Origin of the sequence: Psychrobacter fjordensis (genome assembly GCF_904845995.1) — a bacterium.
Lineage (GTDB): Bacteria > Pseudomonadota > Gammaproteobacteria > Pseudomonadales > Moraxellaceae > Psychrobacter > Psychrobacter fjordensis.
The window spans coordinates 1,420,042-1,443,045 of sequence record NZ_CAJGYP010000001.1 but is presented as its reverse complement, the minus strand read 5'-3'; the positions used below and the strand labels follow the sequence as shown (position 1 = coordinate 1,443,045).

Annotated in this window: 15 protein-coding genes and 1 tRNA gene; 1 reads left to right on the top strand and 15 read right to left on the bottom strand. The window is 42.2% G+C overall.

Translation table 11 applies throughout. The features are described from left to right. Positions 1–144: 144 nt before the first annotated feature. The 15 genes from JMW61_RS06060 to JMW61_RS05990 all read right to left on the bottom strand — a co-directional run bounded on the left by JMW61_RS06060 (position 145) and on the right by JMW61_RS05990 (position 21,114). Positions 145–672, bottom strand: coding sequence for a DUF6586 family protein (locus JMW61_RS06060; RefSeq protein ID WP_201549946.1), 528 nt, complete (start codon positions 670–672; stop codon positions 145–147). 380 nt (positions 673–1,052) lie between these two features. Then, positions 1,053–5,270, bottom strand: coding sequence for a DNA-directed RNA polymerase subunit beta' (gene rpoC / locus JMW61_RS06055; RefSeq protein ID WP_110924111.1), 4,218 nt, complete (start codon positions 5,268–5,270; stop codon positions 1,053–1,055). Positions 5,271–5,458: 188 nt separating this feature from the next. Beyond that, positions 5,459–9,577 (bottom strand): DNA-directed RNA polymerase subunit beta, encoded by a 4,119-nt coding sequence (rpoB, locus tag JMW61_RS06050; protein ID WP_110924112.1) that lies wholly within the window; start codon positions 9,575–9,577, stop codon positions 5,459–5,461. 706 nt (positions 9,578–10,283) lie between these two features. Next, positions 10,284–10,655 (bottom strand): 50S ribosomal protein L7/L12, encoded by a 372-nt coding sequence (rplL, locus tag JMW61_RS06045; protein ID WP_011514491.1) that lies wholly within the window; start codon positions 10,653–10,655, stop codon positions 10,284–10,286. 126 nt (positions 10,656–10,781) lie between these two features. Beyond that, positions 10,782–11,309, bottom strand: coding sequence for a 50S ribosomal protein L10 (rplJ, locus tag JMW61_RS06040; protein ID WP_110924113.1), 528 nt, complete (start codon positions 11,307–11,309; stop codon positions 10,782–10,784). Positions 11,310–11,742: 433 nt separating this feature from the next. Then, positions 11,743–12,444, bottom strand: a complete 702-nt coding sequence (gene rplA, locus JMW61_RS06035; RefSeq protein ID WP_110924114.1) for a 50S ribosomal protein L1 — start codon at positions 12,442–12,444, stop codon at positions 11,743–11,745. After that, positions 12,445–12,876, bottom strand: coding sequence for a 50S ribosomal protein L11 (gene rplK / locus JMW61_RS06030; protein WP_110924115.1), 432 nt, complete (start codon positions 12,874–12,876; stop codon positions 12,445–12,447). Positions 12,877–12,966: 90 nt separating this feature from the next. Next, the gene (gene nusG / locus JMW61_RS06025) at positions 12,967–13,497 is read right to left on the bottom strand and encodes a transcription termination/antitermination protein NusG (protein ID WP_110924116.1); all 531 of its coding nucleotides are present in this window, start codon (positions 13,495–13,497) and stop codon (positions 12,967–12,969) included. Between the two features lie 94 nt (positions 13,498–13,591). After that, on the bottom strand, positions 13,592–14,077 hold the full coding sequence (gene secE, locus JMW61_RS06020; RefSeq protein WP_201549945.1) for a preprotein translocase subunit SecE: 486 nt from the start codon (positions 14,075–14,077) through the stop codon (positions 13,592–13,594). A 51-nt stretch (positions 14,078–14,128) separates the two neighbouring features. Then, positions 14,129–14,204: transfer RNA gene (locus JMW61_RS06015), tRNA-Trp, on the bottom strand. A gap of 377 nt (positions 14,205–14,581) precedes the next feature. Further along, on the bottom strand, positions 14,582–15,772 hold the full coding sequence (tuf, locus tag JMW61_RS06010) for an elongation factor Tu (RefSeq protein WP_197135298.1): 1,191 nt from the start codon (positions 15,770–15,772) through the stop codon (positions 14,582–14,584). A gap of 224 nt (positions 15,773–15,996) precedes the next feature. Further along, complete coding sequence (fusA, locus tag JMW61_RS06005) at positions 15,997–18,123, bottom strand: elongation factor G (RefSeq protein ID WP_194198271.1); 2,127 nt, start codon at positions 18,121–18,123, stop codon at positions 15,997–15,999. Positions 18,124–18,484: 361 nt separating this feature from the next. Beyond that, positions 18,485–18,958 carry a 30S ribosomal protein S7 gene (gene rpsG, locus JMW61_RS06000; protein ID WP_110924207.1) on the bottom strand — a complete coding sequence of 158 codons (474 nt, stop codon included), beginning with the start codon at positions 18,956–18,958 and terminating at the stop codon, positions 18,485–18,487. Between the two features lie 207 nt (positions 18,959–19,165). Beyond that, positions 19,166–19,540: a 30S ribosomal protein S12 gene (gene rpsL / locus JMW61_RS05995; RefSeq protein WP_011281154.1), complete on the bottom strand. Its 375-nt coding sequence runs from the start codon at positions 19,538–19,540 to the stop codon at positions 19,166–19,168. A 452-nt stretch (positions 19,541–19,992) separates the two neighbouring features. Next, complete coding sequence (locus JMW61_RS05990) at positions 19,993–21,114, bottom strand: EcsC family protein (protein WP_201549944.1); 1,122 nt, start codon at positions 21,112–21,114, stop codon at positions 19,993–19,995. A gap of 653 nt (positions 21,115–21,767) precedes the next feature. Between JMW61_RS05990 and JMW61_RS05985 the strand changes: the two genes are divergently transcribed. Next, positions 21,768–23,003, top strand: coding sequence for a beta-ketoacyl-ACP synthase II (locus tag JMW61_RS05985; RefSeq protein WP_201549943.1), 1,236 nt, complete (start codon positions 21,768–21,770; stop codon positions 23,001–23,003). Position 23,004 lies beyond the last annotated feature (1 nt).

Sequence of the window (23,004 nt, the reverse complement as noted above, 5' to 3'; positions counted from 1 at the left end):
GTTGAACATAAAAAAGCCTGTTTAGACAATTCTAAACAGGCTTTTTTATGTCTGGAAATTATAGCAATGATGTCTTACTTCACGAAGCTTATCAGTCAGCTTTTCTATCAACACCAAACTTACACCACCCTACTGGTAGATTTTCTAAAACTCAACCATTCCAGCACGAAGCTGTTCAATCAACTCTAAAAACTGCTGACGCCATTCGCGTATTGTCGATTCATCTGGTAACCATTGGTTCGATAAAGTAACCACATTAACAATAAGATCCGACGACTGCTTCGTGTCATTGCTTAATTGTTCATCAACGACTGTATCTGGTGGTACCGCATAAAGACAGCGCTGATAGGCACGCTCTATATTGGCCAAAAATCCTTGCTGCTGTAACTGCTGGAGACGCTGAATCTCAGGAGATACTTGCGTACGTTCACTCAAGGCTTGTTCAATATCTAACAATGTTGGTGCGGGTATATTTAAGCTGTAGAAATAACCAAGCTCTTGAGTAAATGCAAGAAAAGCTCCGTATAAATGAAAAATAGCAGTCTCACAATGTGCTTGATACAACTGCTTATCGTTGATACTTCCTGCTGATTGGCAAGAGAGACGGCAAAAATAAAGTTTTTGATTGGTTCGATCAGCTTGATACTTGGCAACGCGGGTTTTACCTGCCATTTTCTACTTATCCTTATATTAATCATAAATATGACCAGTGAAAAGAGACACCACTTATGATATGACTTCTTGAGTGTACTACTATAGTCAAAGAACTCTAAAATGGGTACAAGGCAGCCGACTGCAGATTGTACAAGTAGTACATCTATGGAGGGTAACGCCGTAGCGATTTAGTAGTTCACCGACTATAACTGGAGCAATCTTGCTAGAAAGTATATCAGCTAAAAAATAGCGGCGCTATATTAAGACTTATTAGCTGACCAGATATAGCCTTAGACGCATTATTCTCATTGCCTTACTTATCTATAAACGTAAAAAAGCCAGCAACTTAGGCTGGCTTTTTTATTAAGTTAATAACGAATCAAAGATGTCTAATACTACTAGTTATCTTGGTTCAGCTCTTGTGCAAAGGCTTCATCAAAGCTAGCAAAGTCTTTACTATCAGTGCTAGCAGTCATGTCAAACGCTGCATTAAGATCCTTATCTTGTAGCTTTTGATCTGCCTTCTCTTTACGTGCTTTGTGATAAGCAAGACCAGTACCTGCGGGAATCAAGCGACCAACAACGACGTTTTCTTTCAGGCCACGCAACTCATCCACTTTACCAGTAACGGCAGCCGCAGTTAGTACACGTGTCGTTTCCTGGAATGACGCAGCTGAGATAAAGCTTTCTGTTGCCAGACTTGCTTTAGTAATACCTAATAATTGACGCTCAAACTGTACTGGGAATTTATCTTCCGCTTCCAGTTTTTCATTCAATGCTTTGATATCAGCATACTCTGCTTGATCACCTTTAAAGTGGTTTGAATCGCCGCCGTCAGTGATTTCAACTTTACGCAACATCTGGCGAATGATAACTTCGATGTGCTTATCGTTGATTTTTACACCCTGCAGACGATAAACGTCCTGTACTTCGTTAACGATATAATCAGCAAGTGCCGTTTGTCCTTTCAGACGCAAGATATCGTGCGGGTTTTGTGGACCATCAGCGATAACTTCACCACGTGCTACTGTCTCGTTTTCAAAGACGTTGATTTGACGCCATTTCGGGATTAGCTCTTCATGAATCTCACCATCTTCATTGGTGATGATGAAGCGATTCTTACCTTTAGTCTCTTTACCAAAGCTTACGACACCTGTCATTTCTGCCATGATCGCATGGTCTTTTGGACGACGTGCTTCGAATAGATCCGCAACACGTGGTAGACCACCGGTAATATCTTTAGTTCCTGATGATGCTTGTGGCACACGACCTAGGATCGAACCAGCTGCTACTTTTTCACCATCGCTAACGCGAATGATAGTTTCAGCAGGCAGGAAGTAAACGACTTCTTTACCTTCATCAGTATTCAAGATAATAGCAGGACGTAAGTCTTTTGCTGAGCTTGAACGGTCACGAGTAGCTAGAATCTCAAATGAGCTCATACCAGTCGCATCATCAACTTTCACTGTTGCAGTCATACCATCAGTGATGTCACTGAAGCGTGCTGTACCAGCAAATTCTGTGATAATTGGATGCGTGTGCGGATCCCATTTAGCGATGGTCTGACCGCCTTCAACCTGATCTTCGTGTTTCACAAGAACGCTAGAACCATAAGGTACTTTATAACGTTCACGCTCACGGCCAAGATCATCAGTCAATGCAATTTCAGCTGAACGCGATACGATAACCAAATGGCCATCTGTATGTTGAACGGTTTTCATGTTTTCGAAATGCGCTTGACCAGCATTACGTACAGAGATGCTATTGTCCACAGATGCAGAGCTTGCAGCCCCACCCACGTGGAATGTACGCATGGTTAACTGAGTACCAGGTTCACCGATAGACTGAGCAGCCATAACACCAACTGACTCGCCGATGTTCACTTTATGACCACGAGCCAAATCACGACCATAACACTGTGAACAAACACCGTGCTCGACATTACAAGTAATAACTGAACGTACCCAGATATCATCGATAGCGTTTTCGTCAAGCACATTGACCCAATGCTCATCGATCAACGTACCTGCTGGAATCAATACTTTATCAGCATCATCGTTATAATTCACATCACGTGCAGTGACACGACCAAGTACTAGCTCACCCAACTTCTCAATGATTTCGCCACCTTGAATATGTGGTTTCATGAGCAAGCCTTGCTCAGTACCACAGTCATCAGTGGTGATAACTAAATCTTGTGCCACATCAACCAAACGACGAGTCAGGTAACCTGAGTTAGCCGTTTTCAATGCCGTATCCGCTAGACCTTTACGTGCACCGTGAGTTGAGATGAAATACTGTAGTACGGTCAAACCTTCACGGAAGTTAGCTTTAATTGGGGTTTCGATGATTGAGCCATCTGGCTTAGCCATCAAACCACGCATACCTGCTAACTGACGAATCTGTGCCGCACTACCACGAGCACCAGAATCTGACATGATAAAGATAGAGTTGAATGACTTCTGCTCTTCTTCTTCACCTTTGGCATTCAAGATCTTATCTGTTGCCAAGTTATCCATCATCGCCTTAGCGACTTTGTCATTGGTACGTGACCAGATATCAACTACTTTGTTATAACGCTCACCAGCAGTTACAAAGCCTTGCTCGAATTGATCTTCGATTTCGCGAACTTCGCCTTCTGCTACTTCGATGATTTGCTTCTTCAATGGTGGGATGACCATGTCATCGATACCAATAGACACGCCAGACAATGTCGCTTGAGCAAAACCAAGATACATTAATTGGTCAGCAAACATAACACTTTCTTTAACGCCTACTTTACGGTAGCAAGAGTTAATCAGACGAGAGATGTTTTTCTTCGTCATTTCTTGGTTACATTCATCAAACGTCATACCTTTAGGCATGATGTTCCAGATAAGTAAACGACCAGCAACCGTATCTTTAATACTGATTTCTTTGGTTTGGTTACCCTCTTCATCAATATGCGTCTCAGTGACACGCACTTTGATTTTAGCATTTACATGTAGATCATTTGAACCAATCGCACGCAATGCTTCATTGACGGTAGCAAAAACCATGCTCTCGCCTTTAGCATTAATAGACGAGCGACTGATGTAATACAAGCCCAATACAACATCCTGTGATGGTACGATGATTGGATCACCGTTCGCAGGTGACAAGATGTTGTTGGTAGACATCATTAGTGCACGTGATTCTAACTGTGCTTCTAGCGTCAATGGCACGTGAACGGCCATTTGGTCACCATCAAAATCAGCGTTAAACGCGGTACAAACGAGCGGATGCAATTGAATTGCTTTACCTTCGATAAGTACTGGCTCAAATGCCTGTAGACCCAAACGGTGAAGCGTTGGTGCACGGTTAAGAAGCACTGGATGCTCACGGATAACCATGGCCAGCATATCCCACACTTGTGGCTCTTCACGCTCTACCATCTTTTTGGCAGCTTTAATCGTTGTTGCCAAACCATGAGACAATAGCTTGTTATAAGTAAATGGCTTGAATAGCTCAAGTGCCATTTTCTTCGGTAGGCCACACTGATGTAGACGTAGTGTTGGACCTACAACGATAACCGAACGACCAGAGTAATCGACACGCTTACCAAGTAAGTTTTGACGGAAACGACCTTGCTTACCTTTGATCATATCTGCCAAAGATTTCAATGGACGCTTATTACTACCAGTGATTGCACGACCGCGACGACCGTTGTCTAACAATGCATCAACTGACTCTTGCAACATACGTTTTTCGTTACGTACGATGATATCAGGTGCACTAAGCTCAAGCAGACGCTTTAGACGGTTGTTACGGTTGATAACACGGCGATATAAATCGTTTAGATCCGAAGTCGCAAAACGGCCACCTTCTAGTGGTACTAGTGGACGCAAATCTGGTGGTAGTACTGGCAAGATGTTCATTACCATCCACTCAGGCTTGTTATTAGAATCACGGAATGCTTCTAATAGCTTAAGACGCTTAGACATCTTTTTAAGCTTAGTTTCAGAACCTGTTTGCGGAATTGCTTCGCGCAGCTCATCAATCTCGATATCTAAATCGATATCTTTTAATAGGTCTTGAACGGCTTCAGCACCCATTTTAGCAGTGAACTCGTCACCAAACTCTTCAAGGGCTTTGAAGTAATCTTCATCATCAAGCAACTGATATCTTTCTAAACTGGTTAGACCAGGCTCAGTGACGATGTAGCTTTCAAAATATAGAACGCGTTCGATATCACGTAGCGTCATGTCTAACAATAGACCGATGCGGCTTGGTAATGATTTTAAGAACCAAATATGTGCAACTGGGCTAGCCAAGTCAATGTGGCCCATACGGTCACGACGAACTTTAGCAGTCGTAACTTCTACGCCACATTTTTCACAGATAACGCCTTGGAACTTACGGCGCTTATACTTACCACACAAGCACTCAAAATCTTTTACTGGGCCAAAGATTTTGGCACAAAAAAGACCATCACGTTCAGGCTTGAACGTACGATAGTTAATAGTTTCAGGCTTTTTCACTTCGCCATGTGACCATGACTTGATGACGTCAGGTGAGGCTAAAGTAATTTGAATGCTATCAAACTCTTGGTTACCGTTGCCGGTAGGGCTTTGCATGATATCGAGTAAATCTTTCAAGTTGCTTCTCCGTTATCTTTATAATCATCTGATAGCGTATAGTTGACGCAAATAAGATGAATGAAGGCAATGAATAGGGTTGAGACAAATCACTAAAAGCAGCAGCTATGCGCGTACTGCTTTTAGATTGACCACTAAGGATAATAATTAACTGAAGCTATGTTAAAGGTAGCCTCAGTCAGCCGTGCTTAATGGGTTTGCTTTAACTCAATATTAATACCCAATGATTTGATTTCTTTGGTCAGTACGTTGAACGATTCAGGCATACCTGGATCCATATACTGCTCACCATCAACGATGTTTTTATACATACGTGTACGGCCTTCAACGTCATCCGACTTCACAGTCAGCATTTCCTGCAACGTGTAAGTCGCGCCATAAGCTTCTAGTGCCCAGACTTCCATCTCACCGAAGCGCTGACCACCAAACTGAGCTTTACCGCCCAATGGCTGCTGCGTAACTAGTGAGTAAGAACCGGTAGAACGTGCATGCATTTTGTCATCAACCAAATGGTTAAGTTTGAGCATGTACATATAACCAACGGTCACTTTACGGTCAAACTTCTGACCAGTACGACCATCATACAATGTCTGCTGACCATCACGGTCCATACCAGCAAGCTCTAGCAAGTCTTTGACTTGGCTTTCTCTTGCACCATCAAACACTGCAGTACCCATTGGTACACCGCCGCGTAGATTATCTGATAATGCCATGATGTCATCATCACTCAAGCTATCAAGATCAACTTGCTCGCCGCCTACTTGGTTATAGATTTTGTCCAAGAAACCACGTAGCTCTTTGATCGCTGCTTGCGATTTGAGCATACCATCGATTTTCTCGCCCAAACCTTTGGCTGCCATACCCAAATGTGTCTCTAGAACCTGACCGATGTTCATACGAGATGGTACACCAAGCGGGTTCAATACGATGTCAACGGTATTACCATGTTCATCATAAGGCATATCTTCGACTGGCATGATGCGTGATACCACACCTTTGTTACCATGACGACCAGCCATTTTATCGCCAGGCTGAATACGACGCTTAACCGCTAGATAAACTTTAACGATTTTTTGAACACCATGTTGTAAATCATCACCAGCGGTCAATTTGCGTTTTTTCTCAGCAAATTTAACATCGATGTCTTTTTGCTTATCAACTAAGTACTCAGCGATTTGCGTTAGACGCTCAGAGATTTCTTCTTCAACTGGCTGAATATCAAGCAAGGTCTCAAGGCTCATATCTTTCATATCAGCCAAGGCCATAACCGTACCGGCTTTTAGACCAGAACCACCACTGACTTTTTGGCCATCTAATAGATTACCAATACGACCACGTGCTGCTTCTTCGAAGATACGTAGCTCTTCTTTTAAATCTTTACGATAGCTATCAAGCTGTGATTTTTCAATCGCTTTTGCACGTGCATCTTTCTCGACACCATCACGAGTAAAGACTTGTACGTCGATAACCGTACCTTTGCTTGATGTAGGAACACGTAAAGACGTGTCTTTTACATCAGCTGCTTTTTCACCAAAGATAGCCCGGAGCAATTTCTCTTCTGGCGTTAGTTGCGTTTCACCTTTTGGCGTCACTTTACCAACTAAGATATCACCAGCGTCAACTTCAGCACCGATATAGACGATACCTGCTTCGTCAAGACTTGATAATGCCGCTTCACCAACGTTTGGAATATCAGCAGTAATCTCTTCTGTACCCAATTTGGTATCACGCGCCACACAAGTCAATTCTTGAATATGAATGGTGGTAAAACGATCTTCTTTAACCACTTTCTCAGATAGCAAGATCGAATCTTCGAAGTTGTAACCATTCCACGGCATAAATGCGATGCGGATGTTCTGACCTAGTGCTAGCTCACCAAGATCCGTTGACGGACCATCAGCCAAGATATCACCCAAAGCAATCTCGTCACCTTGGTTAACGATGATACGTTGGTTGATACAAGTGTTTTGGTTAGAGCGCGTGTATTTGACTAAGTTATAAATATCGATACCCGCTTCACCAGCAGTCATCTCGTCTTCGTTTACACGAACAACGATACGTGATGCATCAACATCTTCAATCACACCGCCACGCTTAGCGATCACACAAACACCAGAATCACGAGCAACATAGCGCTCCATGCCAGTACCTACTAACGGCTTATCAGCACGTAGCGTAGGAACAGCCTGACGCTGCATGTTCGAGCCCATCAAGGCACGGTTAGCATCATCATGCTCTAGGAACGGAATCAAACCTGCTGCGACCGATACTACCTGACTTGGCGACACATCCATATGCGTCACTTTTTCTGGCGGCATACGGACGAATTCACCATAGCTACGTACACTGACCATCTCGTCACTTAGTGCACCATCTTCAGTCAATGGTGAGTCAGCCTGTGCAATGACAGTACCGACTTCTTCAATGGCTGATAGATATTCAATGATATCCGTTACTTTGCCGTCAACCACACGGCGATATGGCGTTTCTAAGAAGCCAAAGCTGTTGGTTTTAGCAAAAGTTGCCAATGAGTTAATAAGACCAATGTTTGGACCTTCAGGAGTCTCAATCGGGCATACACGGCCATAATGGGTATCATGTACGTCACGTACTTCAAAGCCTGCACGTTCACGAGTCAGACCACCAGGTCCTAGTGCTGATACACGGCGTTTATGGGTAACTTCAGACAACGGGTTGTTCTGATCCATAAATTGTGACAACTGGCTTGAACCAAAGAATTCTTTAACCGCAGCCGCAACAGGCTTTGAGTTAATCAAATCTTGTGGTGACAAGTTATCAGATTCCGCTGAGCTCAAACGCTCTTTGACCGCACGCTCAACACGTACTAGACCAACACGGAACTGGTTTTCTGCCATTTCGCCTACAGAACGAATACGACGGTTACCTAAGTGATCGATATCATCGACTTCACCGCGACCGTTACGAATCTCAATCAATTCTTTTAATACATTCACGATGTCAGCATTGGTCAGGACACTACGTGCGCGCTGAATATCTGGATCATCTGTATTATCAAAATCTAACCCTAGACGACGGTTAAACTTCATGCGGCCGACGTTTGACAAGTCATAACGATCTGCATTGAAGAACATGCTTTCGAACAGTTTTTCAGCAGTTTCGACCGTTGGTGGCTCACCTGGACGCATCACTTTATAGATTTCGATCAATGCTTCTTCACGGCTTGATGTGCTATCAGCACGTAGCGTGTCAGCAATATAACTACCCTGATCGATATCGTTAGTGAACAGAATGCTGAATTCTTTGATAGATTCGCTGGCTTCAAATGCACTCAATTTAACCAATAATTCATGATCAATTAAGGTGTTAGCACGAGCGATAACTTCATCATTAACCACGATATCTTCAGCTAAGATACGCTCATATAAATATTCATCAGGCACAGCAATTTTCGTCATACCAGCTTCTTCTAGCTGACGGATACGACGTGCATTGATACGTTTGCCCTGCTCTACGATAACGTCACCTTCAGGCGACACGATATCAAACTGAGCCATCTCACCGCGCAAGCGATCAGCAACCAGATCAATCTCAAACGTCTCTTCGCCTTTATACACAGCTACTTTATCAAAGAAAAGATCTAAGATTTCAGAAGTGGTCAGACCTAGTGCACGTAGAATGATTGAAGCAAGTAGCTTACGACGACGGTCAATACGAGCAAATACTAAATCTTTTGCATCAAATTCAAAATCTAACCATGAACCACGGTAAGGAATGATACGTGCGTTGTAAAGCACTTTACCACTTGAATGCGACTTACCTTTATCATGGTCAAAGAATACACCAGGTGAGCGATGTAGCTGTGATACGATAACACGCTCTGTACCATTGATAATAAAGGTACCGTTAGCAGTCATTAATGGCATTTCGCCCATATAGACGCTTTGCTCACGGATATCTTTGATCGCAGCTTTGCTGTCTTTATCTTTGCTATCTTTGTCTTTGATGATCAAACGAATTTTGACACGCATCGGCGCAGCAAATGTTGAACCACGTAAGATACACTCACGCTCATCAAATTCAGGCGTGCCTAAATAGTACTCAACAAATTGTAACTCAGCATTACCAGAGTGACTCTCAATTGGGAAAATAGAGGAATACGCAGCTTGCAAACCAGTATTCTCACGAGCTTTTGGCTTTTTGTGCTCTTGCAAAAATTGCTCGTAAGAATCTACTTGAATAGACAATAAGTAGGGAATGTCCATCACAGTGGGCAATTCAGCAAAACTTTTGCGAATACGCTTTTTTTCAGTATAAGAATATGCCATCGAGAGTCCTTACAGTAAACGTGGAAACAAATTAAAATCGAGGCCATGATGCATAGATATTATGTATCTTGGCGACGTAAACGATAATATAAAACGGGTGTTCGTGTTCAGTTCATGTCTTTTGGTCAACTACTACTTTACTAATCAATACTTATTTAGCACACTTCATTCAATCTTGGAATTGGTATCTAGGTCAGTCTATATGCCTACTCAAACTGACAATTTCAATATCATATAATCTACAATACATTGCCCTTATGGCTCAATTTACAAATACATTTAAAATATCTTGTACTGCGGTTTAAAATTCATCATCAAAACTGTTATCGTCGCTGATATATACCGTCTACGAGCCTACATACTGACAGTAAAATCATTCTATATGGATAACCTAAGATCAATAGCTTTTCAGAAATAACAATAATCGGGGTAACTATAACTTTCAGAATCAGTATAAACTATAGTGTTAATAGGAAAGCATGCAGACACAAAAAAATGCCAAACATCTACGGACGTTTAGCTCATATTAACTGATTTTAATAACTGGCATGTGTGCTTGCATGTATATCGTCTGTCCTTTTGATGGGTATCCACCGTGTTGTTGCATACGTATGTTGGCAGACACAAAAGGTCAAGCTACGAATTATAGTAAAAAAAAGCTGGCAATGCAAGGCATTACCAGCTTTTTTTCGTACAGCTGTTAAACTTATTTTAGTTCAACAGTTGCGCCAGCTTCTTCAAGTTTCTTTTTCAACTCTTCAGCTTCAGCTTTGTTAACGCCTTCTTTGATTGGAGCTGGAGCGCTTTCAACCAAATCTTTCGCTTCTTTCAGGCCAAGACCAGTAGCTTCACGTACGGCTTTAATTACGCCAACTTTCTTCTCGCCAAAGCTGGCAAGAACTACGTCAAACTCGTCTTTTTCTTCAGCAGCAGCAGCAGCAGGGCCAGCAGCAGCAGGTGCAGCAGCAACAGCAGCTGTTACGCCGAATTTTTCTTCCATAGCGCTGATTAATTCAACGATATCCATTACTGACATTTCAGCGATTGCGTTTAACACATCATCTTTAGATAGTGCCATGAGAACTCTCCGTTATCTGATAAAAATTAATTGATTTTAATATCGCTTGGATTGCTTGCCAAATTTTCAAATAGTGTTGGCAATATAGTGCAATCAACGATGTCAAAGTTACGTTAAAACAAGCAATTAAGCAGCTTCTTTTGCGTCTTTGATTGCTGCGACAGTGCGAACGAACTTGCCAGGAACTGCGTTCATAGTCTGGACAAGCTTGGTCACTGGTGCATTCATAGTAGCCATCAAGATAGAGAGTGCTTCGTCGCGAGTTGGTAGCTTCGATACGCGCTCTAGCTCTTCTGGACCATAAACAACACCACCAACTGATACCAATTTGGTCTCTAAAGCTTTGTTTTCTTTGCTGAAGTCGAAAACGACTCTAGCAGCAGAACCCAAGTCTTCCATAGAGAAAGCCAAAAGTAGTGGACCAGTCATACGGTCTGACATGCTCTCAAACTTAGTGCCTTCAAAAGCGCGTCTTGCTAGTGTATTTTTTACCACTTTCAAAACAACGCCTTTTTCACGGGCTTGTTCGCGTAGCTTAGTAAGCTTTGCAACACCAATACCATGATATTCGGCAGCTACTGCTGAGTAAGCATTAGCAGCAACTTCAGACACTTCAGCCACAACTTGTTGTTTTTGCTCTAGCGTTAATGCCATAAGTTGACTCCTTTAATCTTATCAATCTGCTCAGTATTTTAATTCTTAAAAACCGAAGTTTTCAATTATTAAACGACTAAATTAGACTGACTTGATACGACACGTTACTTCTAAACTCTATAGCAATAGATTTTATTAGTAACGACTGATTACGGCACCGTTATCAGAATGACATCAAGTGATAGATTGAACTATCGGCTCTTATCAACAACTGGGTGGATCACCGTCTGCGTAGGACAACTGAGATTTTCATCTGTAGCCGATTAAAAAAAGCAGCTTGTTATCATATTTAACCATTCGAAAATTGCTATCTATGACGCTAAACCACTCTCTACCTACGGTCTTAGACAGCGTAGCATATGCTACGCTGACCTAATTTTTTAGAATTTGTTTGTACTCATTATTCAATAATATTTGAAGAGTGAATACTTAATTATTTAGCAGTGCGATAAGGAACAGCATCAATAGTGATACCTGGACCCATAGTACTAGACAAGGTGATTTTCTTAATGAAAGTACCTTTAGAAGTAGCAGGCTTAGCACGTTTTAGATCTGTGATTAGTGCTTCAGCATTTTGAATAACTTGCTCAGCAGTGAAACCAACTTGACCAATAGTAGTATGAATAATACCTGCTTTGTCTACACGATACTGTGCTTGACCAGCTTTAGCATTTTTCACAGCTTCAGCAACGTTTGGCGTTACTGTACCAACTTTCGGGTTAGGCATTAGGCCACGTGGACCTAGGATAGTACCTAATTGACCAACAACACGCATTGCATCAGGAGCAGCAATAACGATATCAAAGTCCATGTTACCGGCTTTGATTGATTCTGCTAGGTCTTCAAAACCAACGATGTCAGCACCAGCTTCTTTAGCGGCTTCAGCAGCAGCGCCTTGAGCGAATACAGCAACGCGTTTGGTTTTACCAGTACCAGCAGGTAGGTTGGTAGCGCCACGAACCACTTGATCAGATTTACGTGGGTCAACGCCCAAGTTTACTGCGATATCAATAGACTCTTTGAATTTTAGCGCAGGCAAATCATTTAAGATTTGAACGGCTTCTTCCATAGTGTATTGTTTTTCGTTATCAACACGGCTTTGAATTTCTTTTTGACGTTTGGTTAGCTTGCTCATTTACACACCCTCCACGGTAATACCCATTGAACGTGCAGTACCAGCGATGGTACGAACAGCAGCGTCAAGGTCAGCTGCAGTTAGATCTTTATCTTTGGTCTTAACGATTTCTTCTAACTGTGCACGGTCAACTTTACCGACTTTAGCAGTGTTAGGTGTACCTGAACCTTTAGCAACACCAGCAGCCTTACGTAGTAAGTATGAAGCTGGTGGTGACTTCATGATGAAGGTAAAAGACTTATCGCTGTATACAGTGATCTCAGTAGGAATCGGTAGACCCGGCTCTTGGTTTGAGGTCGCAGCGTTAAATTCTTTACAGAACGCCATGATGTTCACGCCTTTTTGACCCAATGCTGGACCAATCGGTGGTGAAGGATTTGCTTTGCCTGCAGGCACTTGCAGTTTGATGTAACCATCAATCTTCTTAGCCATGATACTCTCCTAAATGGGTAATAACGCTAAATCAATATGCTATATAAGCTTATTGACTAAAAGCTCCCCGGTTGATGAATTTTTGTGGGTTTAGTCTAGCTTCTCAACTTTACTAAACTCAAGCTCAACCTGAGTCGGTCGATTAAATACGTTTACTGTCAAATGTAGTTTAGACTTTTCGTAATCGACTTTTTCCACCATACCTTTAAAGTCAGTGAATGGACCATCGATAACCAATAACTCTTCGCCCGGCTCAAATAGCGTTTTAGGACGTGGATCGGTTTCAGTCTGATTCAAACGATTTAAGATACGATCTGCTTCTACTTGCGTAATCGGCGCTGGTGTTTCAGGCGTACCGCCGATGAAACCCATAATACGTGGACACTCTTTAACGATGTGCCAAGTATTGTCATTCATTTCCATTTGGATCAAAACATATCCTGGAAAGAATTTACGCTCACTCTTACGCTTTTTGCCGTCTTTCATTTCGACGACTTCTTCAGTAGGAACCAATACGTCACCGAATGATTCAGCGAAGTCACTACGATTGATACGATCAGTTAATGAACGCTGTACTTGCTTTTCATATCCTGAAAACGCTTGGACAATATACCAACGCATGTCACGCTCCTAATCGTTATAAGTAAAATGTTGAGTTACAATATTTAAGTTAGAGCGAATCGTAATACACGATAGTCTGCTCAACTTCAAACATTTAACCGATAAATATGCCAACGAACCAATTGAAAAAATTATCTAACAGCCAAACAAAAAGCCCAGCAATACCAATCACGACAATAACTTGCCATGTGTATTGAAAGGTTTCGTCTTTACCTGGCCATGTTACTCGGCGTAGCTCAACAGCGGCATCTTTTAATAATATTTTAAAAGCGCGGCCTTGATGCGTTAATGCCAAGCATACTAATGCAAATACAATAAGAGCGACAATGATACTAATACGTACCCAAACATCATTGGCAGGTTGCCAATAGCCAGGTAAATACTGGTTGACTAGAGTCGCGCTAATTAAAACTGCTGCAGCAAATAGCCACAAGATCAAATCTTTGATTGAGCCAGTCTTAGCAACTTCAACAGCAGAAGTATTGACCGCTGAGATGTGCTTATCTTTAGACAGCATTCCACCAGCAACCGCCTTGGCATCAGATAACTTAGTCTCGAGGTTATCTTGATTATTGCTCATAAAGAACTCGCTTCGGAGATGGTGGGGTACAACAAAGATGTGATAAGAAGATGGCAGGCGATGTAGGACTCGAACCTACAACCCTCGGTTTTGGAGACCGATGCTCTACCAATTGAGCCAATCGCCTATGGGTGTAAAGGACAGCATTATACAATATTGAGCATAAAATGCAAGCCTTTAGCGGTAAAATTGTTACTTTTACCTAGTTTTCTCTTATTCAGTATAACTACTCCATTAACTGACCGTTTAATTAGGCTGATAATCTGAGTACCTGATAAGAAGCTGCGTTAATATATCAAGCTATACTGCAGATTACAATAGTCTAGAATAGAAATAAATTGACCCTGTAAGCAATAGGCTTTATTTAGGATCTTAATACTATAATGAGTATGTCTATATATAGCTAAATCCATAACTTTTCTTGAGTTATAAACCCCCATAAAAAAAGCCGTTCTCAATAAAGAGAACGGCTTTTGACTAACGCGTTAAATACTAGGATCAGTATTAAACGTTAACGTTAGCAACAACACCAGCGCCTACAGTACGGCCGCCTTCACGAATAGCGAAGCGAAGACCTTTGTCCATAGCGATTGGGTGGATAAGCTCTACGCCCATCTCAACGTTATCACCAGGCATTACCATTTCAGTACCGTCTTGTAATTGGATTGCGCCAGTTACGTCAGTAGTACGGAAGTAGAACTGTGGACGATAGCCGTTTAGGAATGGTGTGTGACGACCACCCTCTTCTTTGCTCAACACATATACTTCAGCGTCAAACTTGGTGTGAGGAGTGATTGAACCTGGCTTAGCAAGTACTTGGCCACGTTGTACGTCTTCACGCTTAGTACCACGTAGTAGTACGCCACAGTTTTCGCCTGCACGACCTTCGTCAAGCAGTTTACGGAACATCTCTACACCAGTACAGGTGGTTTTTTGAGTGTCACGGATACCAACGATTTCGATTTCGTCGCCAACGCGTACGATACCAGACTCAACACGGCCAGTTACAACGGTACCACGACCTGAGATTGAGAATACGTCTTCGATTGGCATTAGGAATGCTTTGTCAACGTCACGCTCTGGCTCTGGGATGTAGGTGTCTAGAACTTTCAATAGTTCTACGACAGCTGGTTGGCCATATTTTTCTTGTGAGCCTTTTAGGGCTTCAGTCGCTGAACCATGGATGATTGGAGTGTCATCACCTGGGAAGTCGTAGTCAGAAAGTAATTCACGTACTTCCATTTCTACTAGTTCTAGCAATTCTTCGTCATCAACAACATCACATTTGTTCATGAATACGATGATGTACGGTACGCCAACCTGACGTGAAAGCAAGATGTGCTCACGTGTTTGTGGCATAGGGCCGTCAGTTGCAGATACTACTAGGATTGCGCCGTCCATCTGGGCAGCACCAGTGATCATGTTTTTAACATAATCGGCGTGACCTGGGCAATCTACGTGAGCATAGTGACGTGCATCTGTGTCATATTCTACGTGTGAGGTGTTGATGGTGATACCACGTGCTTTTTCTTCTGGGGCTGAGTCAATAGACGCGTAGTCTTTGGCTTCGCCACCTGAAGTGATTGCAGCTACAGTTGCGATAGCAGCTGTTAGGGTTGTTTTACCGTGGTCAACGTGTCCGATGGTACCAACGTTGACATGCGGTTTTAGACGTTCAAACTTGGCCTTTGCCATGGGTATTTCCTCTTTTTTTGGGATCAAATGCTTGGCTCGTATAAATACGACAACTAAGGCAATCTTGACCTCATTAAGATAATTGTTAAAAAATCACACATACTAATGTGCAGATATTATAAGAAAATAACAGCCAATAACAAGTCTTTTAACAAGTTATTGGCGTATTTTTCGATGACGATATAATGATATTAGCTATATTGCCATCTTTAATAAATTTTTACTTACTCGTCATCATCTTTATTGTTGAACTTAGAGATGATTTCAGCAGCAACTGATTTTGGAATCTCAGCGTACTTTTGGAATTCCATTGAATAAGTAGCACGGCCTTGTGACATTGAGCGCATTTGCGTGGCATAACCAAACATTTCCGCTAATGGTACTTCAGCACGAATCTGTTTAGTACCGCCAGGTAAGTCTTCCATACCCTGTACTAAACCACGACGACGGCTAAGATCGCCCATGATGTCGCCCATATAATCTTCAGGCGTTTCAACTTCTACTTTCATTACTGGCTCAAGTAGTGCTGGGTCAGCTGCCATGAAACCTTTTCTGAAGGCCATAGAACCAGCCATCTTGAATGACAATTCATCAGAATCGACATCATGATAAGAACCATCATACAAAGTCGCTTTTACGCCAACTACTGGGTAACCAGCAAGTACGCCGTTTTTCATGCGCTCTTGGATACCTTTATCAACGGCACCATGGAATTCTTTTGGTACAGTACCACCAACAACTTCTTCAGCGAATTCATACTCAGTATCGCCAGCTGGATCAAGTGGCTCAAGACGTAACCAAACATGACCGAACTTACCACGACCACCTGTTTGACGTACGAATTTGCCTTCTTGTTCAACAGTGTTACGAATCGTTTCACGATAAGCAACCTGTGGTGCACCGATGTTAGCTTCAACGTTGAATTCACGCTTCATACGGTCAACAAGAATTTCTAAATGCAGCTCACCCATACCACTGATGATTGTCTGACCAGATTCTTCGTCAGTGTGTACACGGAACGATGGATCTTCTTTAGCCAAACGACCTAGAGCAATTGACATTCTTTCTTGGTCAGCTTTGGTCTTAGGTTCAACCGCTAGGCTGATAACTGGATCTGGGAATTCCATGCGCTCAAGCGTGATAACATTTTGCTCATCACATAGCGTATCACCAGTAGTTACGTCTTTCATACCAACCAATGCAGCGATATCACCAGTACGAATTTCTTGTAACTCTTCTTGAGAGTTAGCCATCATCTGTACGATACGGCCAACGCGCTCACGCTTCATCTTAACTGGGTTATATACACTGCTGCCCTGAGTCAAAACACCTGAATAAACACGAACGAAGGTTAAGTTACCAACGAATTTGTCATTCATGATTTTGAATGCTAAAGCTGAGAACGGTACATCATCAGATGCTTCACGGAAGCCTTCTGACTCATCTTTGTCATCAAGGATACCGCGGATAGCAGGTACATCCATTGGTGCTGGAAGATACTGAATAACCGCATCCAACATCTTCTGTACACCTTTGTTCTTAAAGGCAGTACCACAAAGCAATGGGATGATTTGGTTGTCAATAGTCAAATCACGGATAGCGCTGTTAATTTGATCTACAGTCAATTCACCGTTTTCTAGATACTCATTCATGAGCTCTTCGTTTGCTTCAGCAGCACTTTCTACTAGATACTCGCGATATTCTGCGGCTTTGTCTTGTAGTTCAGTTGGAATATCGCGCTCGTCGTATTCCATGCCTTGAGACGCTTCGTCCCAATAGATAGCTTTCATGGTTACTAGATCGATAACACCTTCAAAATCTTCTTCTTTACCAATTGGGATAACCAATGGTACTGGCTTGCCGCCAAGACGAGTTTTGATTTGCTCGATTACACGATAGAAATCAGCACCAACGCGATCCATTTTGTTTACGAATGCAAGACGTGGAACTTTATATTTGTTCGCCTGACGCCAAACAGTCTCAGACTGTGGCTGAACGCCGCCTACTGCACAGTAAACCATGCAAGCGCCATCAAGTACACGCATAGAACGTTCAACTTCAATCGTGAAGTCAACGTGACCTGGGGTGTCAATGATATTGATACGATGTTCATCAAACTGTTTTGCCATACCTGACCAAAAGCAAGTAGTTGCCGCTGAGGTGATAGTAATACCACGCTCTTGTTCTTGCTCCATCCAGTCCATGGTGGCTGCGCCATCATGTACTTCGCCAATTTTGTGGCTAACACCGGTATAGAATAAAACACGTTCGGTAGTGGTTGTCTTACCAGCATCGATGTGCGCTGAGATACCAATATTGCGATAGCGTTTTAGGGGAGTTTTACGAGCCATAGTGTTTTCCTAGGAAAAGTCGTGTATATAATAATGTATTGTGTCTCTACCTCATACTCTATGACAAAGCGGACAGCTTCGTAATATTACTTACTGATTATTAAGCCTAATACGGACAAAAAAAGAGCAAATACTAAGAATAGTGTGGTATCAAATTTGGGATACTCTCTCGTTAAACCTAGTTAATAGTTAAATAGTGTCTTTTTAGAGAAGCATCTTGATAGATGTCCGCCATCTTAGTCGTAAATAGCTTTTGACTATTGGCAACTAAATAAATGATGGCGGCAATCAATAGAATAAATAACAGTGTAAGACTGGCTGACTTTAGCCGACCAGTCTAAAGCTACTAGTAAACAGTAGCTTAGAAGCGGTAATGAGAGAATGCTTTGTTAGCATCTGCCATGCGGTGAACTTCGTCACGCTTTTTCATAGCAGCGCCTTTGCCATCAGCAGCATCATTCAATTCGCCTGCTAAACGCAAAGCCATTGATTTCTCAGAACGCTTAGCAGCAGCTTCAGCTATCCAACGCATAGCCAATGCAGTACGACGGGAGGGGCGTACTTCCATTGGTACTTGGTAGGTTGCACCACCAACACGGCGAGCTTTTACTTCTACCATTGGACGTACATTTTCTAAAACGTCTTCGAAGAAAGATACTGGATCTTCGATTTTACGTTTTTCGCTTACTGTTTCAAGTGCACCATAAACGATACGCTCAGCAGTAGATTTTTTACCATGACTCATTACATGGTTGATGAATTTTGCAACAGTTTGGCTACCAAACTTAGGATCCGGTAGGATCTCACGGGTAGCAACGACGCGACGTCTTGGCATAATAAATTTCCTTGTCTTCAGGAGTGTCTGACATTCACAATCTCGCACCAGTTATTAATCAGGTGGCGTTATATCGAGTTGTCAGTCAGCCTTACTGCACGGCGGTATGTTTTAACAGTGAATTACTAATTTAATAATACTGTCAACACCAGACCCATGCACAGTTAATGTTTGGTATAAAAAATCTTATCTAATAACGATTAGTTATTAAACTTTAGGCTTCTTAGCACCATATTTAGAACGACCTTGCTTACGGTCTTTAACGCCTGCGCAATCCAATGCACCACGAACGGTGTGATAACGTACACCTGGTAGATCTTTTACACGACCACCACGGATAAGAACAACACTGTGCTCTTGTAGGTTATGACCTTCGCCGCCGATGTAGCTTGATACTTCATAGCCTGAAGTCAAACGTACACGACATACTTTACGCATGGCTGAGTTGGGTTTTTTAGGAGTCGTAGTATATACACGAGTGCATACGCCGCGACGCTGTGGGCACGCTTCCAACGCAGGAACTTTTGACTTTTCCTTGATGGTTTTGCGACCTTTACGAATCAATTGGTTAGTTGTTGCCATGAGGCATCCTTCTCCCGTTTGGTATAAAACAAAAAAATGGGGTAACGCACCATCCATCTGACGTTAATGACAGATTTTCGGAGCACCCATTTTTAGGACAGTGTATTATAAAGAGTTGTTGCTGCTATTTCAACCACTTATGAGTGATTGTACTTTACAACATTTGATAGATATGCATTCAGCCTGTTGCTGTACCCACTTAGCTGCCTTTAATTAAAAGCCAACTAGAAAATAAGTCACTAAACGTGGCATAAAAACAATATCACATGTGGTCTGAATAAGATGTTTGATGATAAATGGACATCTATGGTAAGTAAATGGCGATATTATCTAAATTTTCAAGAGTCAAAATATAATACCACCAATATTAATAATTAGCGATTGGCCTATAATGACTTATAAACGCAACCTTATATAGAAAACTAAAAAATAGAGAGATGTTCAAATTGTCTTTATTTACTTTGCTTATCAGCAGACTTATCTGTTGCGGCGCTTGACGAGCTATTAGATGATTCATCCTTCTCATCTGTGCCATCCTTATCTTCAGTAGTGCTATCTTTGGTATGGTTATCAGTACCTTCTTGATCATCGCTACTAGCAGACTTATCTACTTTTGCTTCGCTACTGCTATCATCCGTAATTGCACGATTTGCCAGCTTCGCTTCTGGTGCGAAAGTCGCTTGAGCCACGCCGATTACTTCATCAATTAACTGGCTGTTATAGTGCATGCCAATGACGACCGCTGTGGCTGGTAAGAAACGGCGTACCCATGATAAGTTGATTTGATCCAAATCAATGCCAACCTGACTGGCGATATTATCAACTTGTTCTGCATAAAAATTAACGTTTTTGTTTTTTAGGCCTAGGTTTTTGAGCTCGTTATGCAAACCACTATTTTGTGCATTATCAAGCAAGCCTTTGCCGATACCAATACCAGCAAGCAATGCTTGTTTTTCTTGCATCTTGCTTAGGTCAGCATTTGATAGCAATTCATAAGCCATCTTAATACCTTGGCTGCCTGTCAGTGGTTTGTTGTAAACTGCCGCCAATTGATAGACGGTACGTAATGATACTAGTAACAACCACAACGTATCAGCTAGCAATCCGGGCAGACCTGCTAAACCTGTCAAACCACCTATTGTCGCAAGTGCGCGGTTTTGATTGGCGATATCAGTAGCTAATGCGTAACGCTCTTCGTCATCTAAACTAGCGATATTGGCAAAACGATGCTCACTAGGCAAATCAATCTGACTCCAGTTAGACGCAAGCTTTGCTATTTGCGCAAAAGCACCATCAACGGTTGTCTGAAAAAAACTGTTTGGCACTACTTTTTTGGCATATTTGCCATAAGTAGCAAAACGTGGCCCTAGCAATTGCTGAGTTGCTTTAAGTGTTTGCTCACGAAACAAGTCTTGCTGATAATCTTCGTCGCCCAAATTGACCGCTTTGTATTGACGCGGCTTGCTTGTCTTGGCGTTGACACCGTCAATGATTGCACCCATGCGCTCTAGATTATTACGGGTCAGAGAGCCAACTGTTTTAATGCTTTTAGAAAGAATGCTACGCTTTGCCATCGTGATGTCCTTAATGTGGTGATTGATTTTATAGTAATAGATTTTTACTTATAATTGATATGCTATCTTATCGAATGACTATATTCAGTGTCAGTGCGAACAATGTTATCGCCATTACAAACTTTGTATCTAAAAGTATAACTTAATCGATAGTTGATGCTATGTTAAAGTTTATTTGTTCAGTTATATTCAAGCACAGCCTCATATGTCTCTGGTCGATGTATCGACGACTGCCCTATTCATACTACCTTTTATGTATTTAGTTTTTGGATAACCACTAACCTTAAGTGCTATTTTGTCGTTATTTTGCACTTGTACAAAGATTTTGGACGCCTGATACGTTATCATATGCCATAATTCACAGTACAGTTGTACTCGGATTTATAAAATACCCTTTATACAGTACATCTAGACAGTATAGGTAGACCATACATCATTTAATTATGACAGCAATTATAGCTGCAACAAAAGCATTTGATAGTCAAAAATACGCTTTCTTTAACATATTCTTTAACACACTATTTTGACACATTGTGGTTATAAGAGAGTGGTACGTTTGAGATCAAATAATAGAAGTAGATATTAAAAACGGTTATTAGAAATAATTTATTAACAGTAATTATCAAAAAATCGTTATTTATAAGGAATAGAATATGCGCCGCGTTGTTATCACTGGAGCAGGGATTGTCTCTTGTATCGGACATGATTTAGCCACTGTTACTGCTGCTCTTAAGCAAGGACAGTCTGGTATTACGTTCAATGACTCTTATGCTGAGCATGAGTTTAAGTCACAGGTAAGTGGTAGTATTGATAAATCAGTACTGGACACGTCTGCTATCGACCGTAAGCTTAAAAGGTTTTTTAGTGATGCCAGTCTCTATGCTTATGTTAGTGCGTTAGATGCCATCAAACAATCTGGATTGTCACTTGATGTTATTAGCCAAAACCCACGCGTTGGTGTGGTTGCCAGCTCTGGTGGCGCTTCAACAGAAAATGTAGTCGCTGCTGTCGACGCCATGCGTGAAAAAGGTCTGCGCGGTGTTGGTGCAATGGCAGTACCTAAGACTATGGGCAGCTCAGTATCAGCAGCGCTCGCAACAGGTCTAAAAATCCACGGTATCTCCTACTCTATCTCCTCTGCTTGTGCGACTTCTACGCATTGTATCGGTCATGCTGCTGAGCTTATTCAACTAGGCAAAGCCGATGTCGTCCTAGCAGGTGGTAGTGAAGCTGAGCATTGGACCCAGTCTTGTATGTTTGATGCAATGGGTGCGATGAGTACTCAATATAATGACACGCCTAAACAATCCTCGCGCGCGTATGACAAAGACCGTGATGGCTTTGTGATTGCAGCGGGTGGCGCGATGGTCGTCGTAGAAAGTTTAGAGCATGCACAAGCGCGCGGTGCTAATATCTTGGCTGAAATTGTTGGCTATGGTGCTAGCTCTGATGGTGCTGAAATGGTTGCGCCAAGCGGTGAAGGCGCCGTACGTTGTATGCAGCAAGCATTAGCCGAGGCTGGATTAGAGAGCGTCGACTATATCAACACTCATGGTACCAGCACGCCTTTAGGTGACATCACTGAGCTTAAAGCAATTGCTAAAGTGTTCGGTGGTGATGTCAGTAAAGTCCCTGCTATCAGCTCAACCAAATCGATGACTGGTCATAGCTTAGGTGCAGTTGGCGCACAAGAGTTAATCTACTGCTTACTGATGCTACAAGAAGGCTTTATCGCACCAAGTATCAATATCGAAGAATTAGACCCTGCTGCTGAAGGCTTTGATATCGTCGCCCAAATGCGTGAAACGAAACTTGAGACACTTATGAGTAACAGCTTTGGCTTTGGTGGTACGAACGCAACGCTAATCATCAAAAAGTTCGACGCGTAAC

What these genes read in the sequence shown, in the direction of transcription:
- JMW61_RS06060 (WP_201549946.1), bottom strand. Translation starts at nt 672, where the DNA reads ATGGCAGGTAAAACCCGCGTTGCCAAGTATCAAGCTGATCGAACCAAT.
- rpoB (WP_110924112.1), bottom strand. Translation starts at nt 9,577, where the DNA reads ATGGCATATTCTTATACTGAAAAAAAGCGTATTCGCAAAAGTTTTGCT.
- rplL (WP_011514491.1), bottom strand. Translation starts at nt 10,655, where the DNA reads ATGGCACTATCTAAAGATGATGTGTTAAACGCAATCGCTGAAATGTCA.
- rplJ (WP_110924113.1), bottom strand. Translation starts at nt 11,309, where the DNA reads ATGGCATTAACGCTAGAGCAAAAACAACAAGTTGTGGCTGAAGTGTCT.
- rplA (WP_110924114.1), bottom strand. Translation starts at nt 12,444, where the DNA reads ATGAGCAAGCTAACCAAACGTCAAAAAGAAATTCAAAGCCGTGTTGAT.
- rplK (WP_110924115.1), bottom strand. Translation starts at nt 12,876, where the DNA reads ATGGCTAAGAAGATTGATGGTTACATCAAACTGCAAGTGCCTGCAGGC.
- nusG (WP_110924116.1), bottom strand. Translation starts at nt 13,497, where the DNA reads ATGCGTTGGTATATTGTCCAAGCGTTTTCAGGATATGAAAAGCAAGTA.
- secE (WP_201549945.1), bottom strand. Translation starts at nt 14,077, where the DNA reads ATGAGCAATAATCAAGATAACCTCGAGACTAAGTTATCTGATGCCAAG.
- tuf (WP_197135298.1), bottom strand. Translation starts at nt 15,772, where the DNA reads ATGGCAAAGGCCAAGTTTGAACGTCTAAAACCGCATGTCAACGTTGGT.
- fusA (WP_194198271.1), bottom strand. Translation starts at nt 18,123, where the DNA reads ATGGCTCGTAAAACTCCCCTAAAACGCTATCGCAATATTGGTATCTCA.
- rpsG (WP_110924207.1), bottom strand. Translation starts at nt 18,958, where the DNA reads ATGCCAAGACGTCGCGTCGTTGCTACCCGTGAGATCCTACCGGATCCT.
- rpsL (WP_011281154.1), bottom strand. Translation starts at nt 19,540, where the DNA reads ATGGCAACAACTAACCAATTGATTCGTAAAGGTCGCAAAACCATCAAG.
- JMW61_RS05990 (WP_201549944.1), bottom strand. Translation starts at nt 21,114, where the DNA reads ATGGCAAAGCGTAGCATTCTTTCTAAAAGCATTAAAACAGTTGGCTCT.
- JMW61_RS05985 (WP_201549943.1), top strand. Translation starts at nt 21,768, where the DNA reads ATGCGCCGCGTTGTTATCACTGGAGCAGGGATTGTCTCTTGTATCGGA.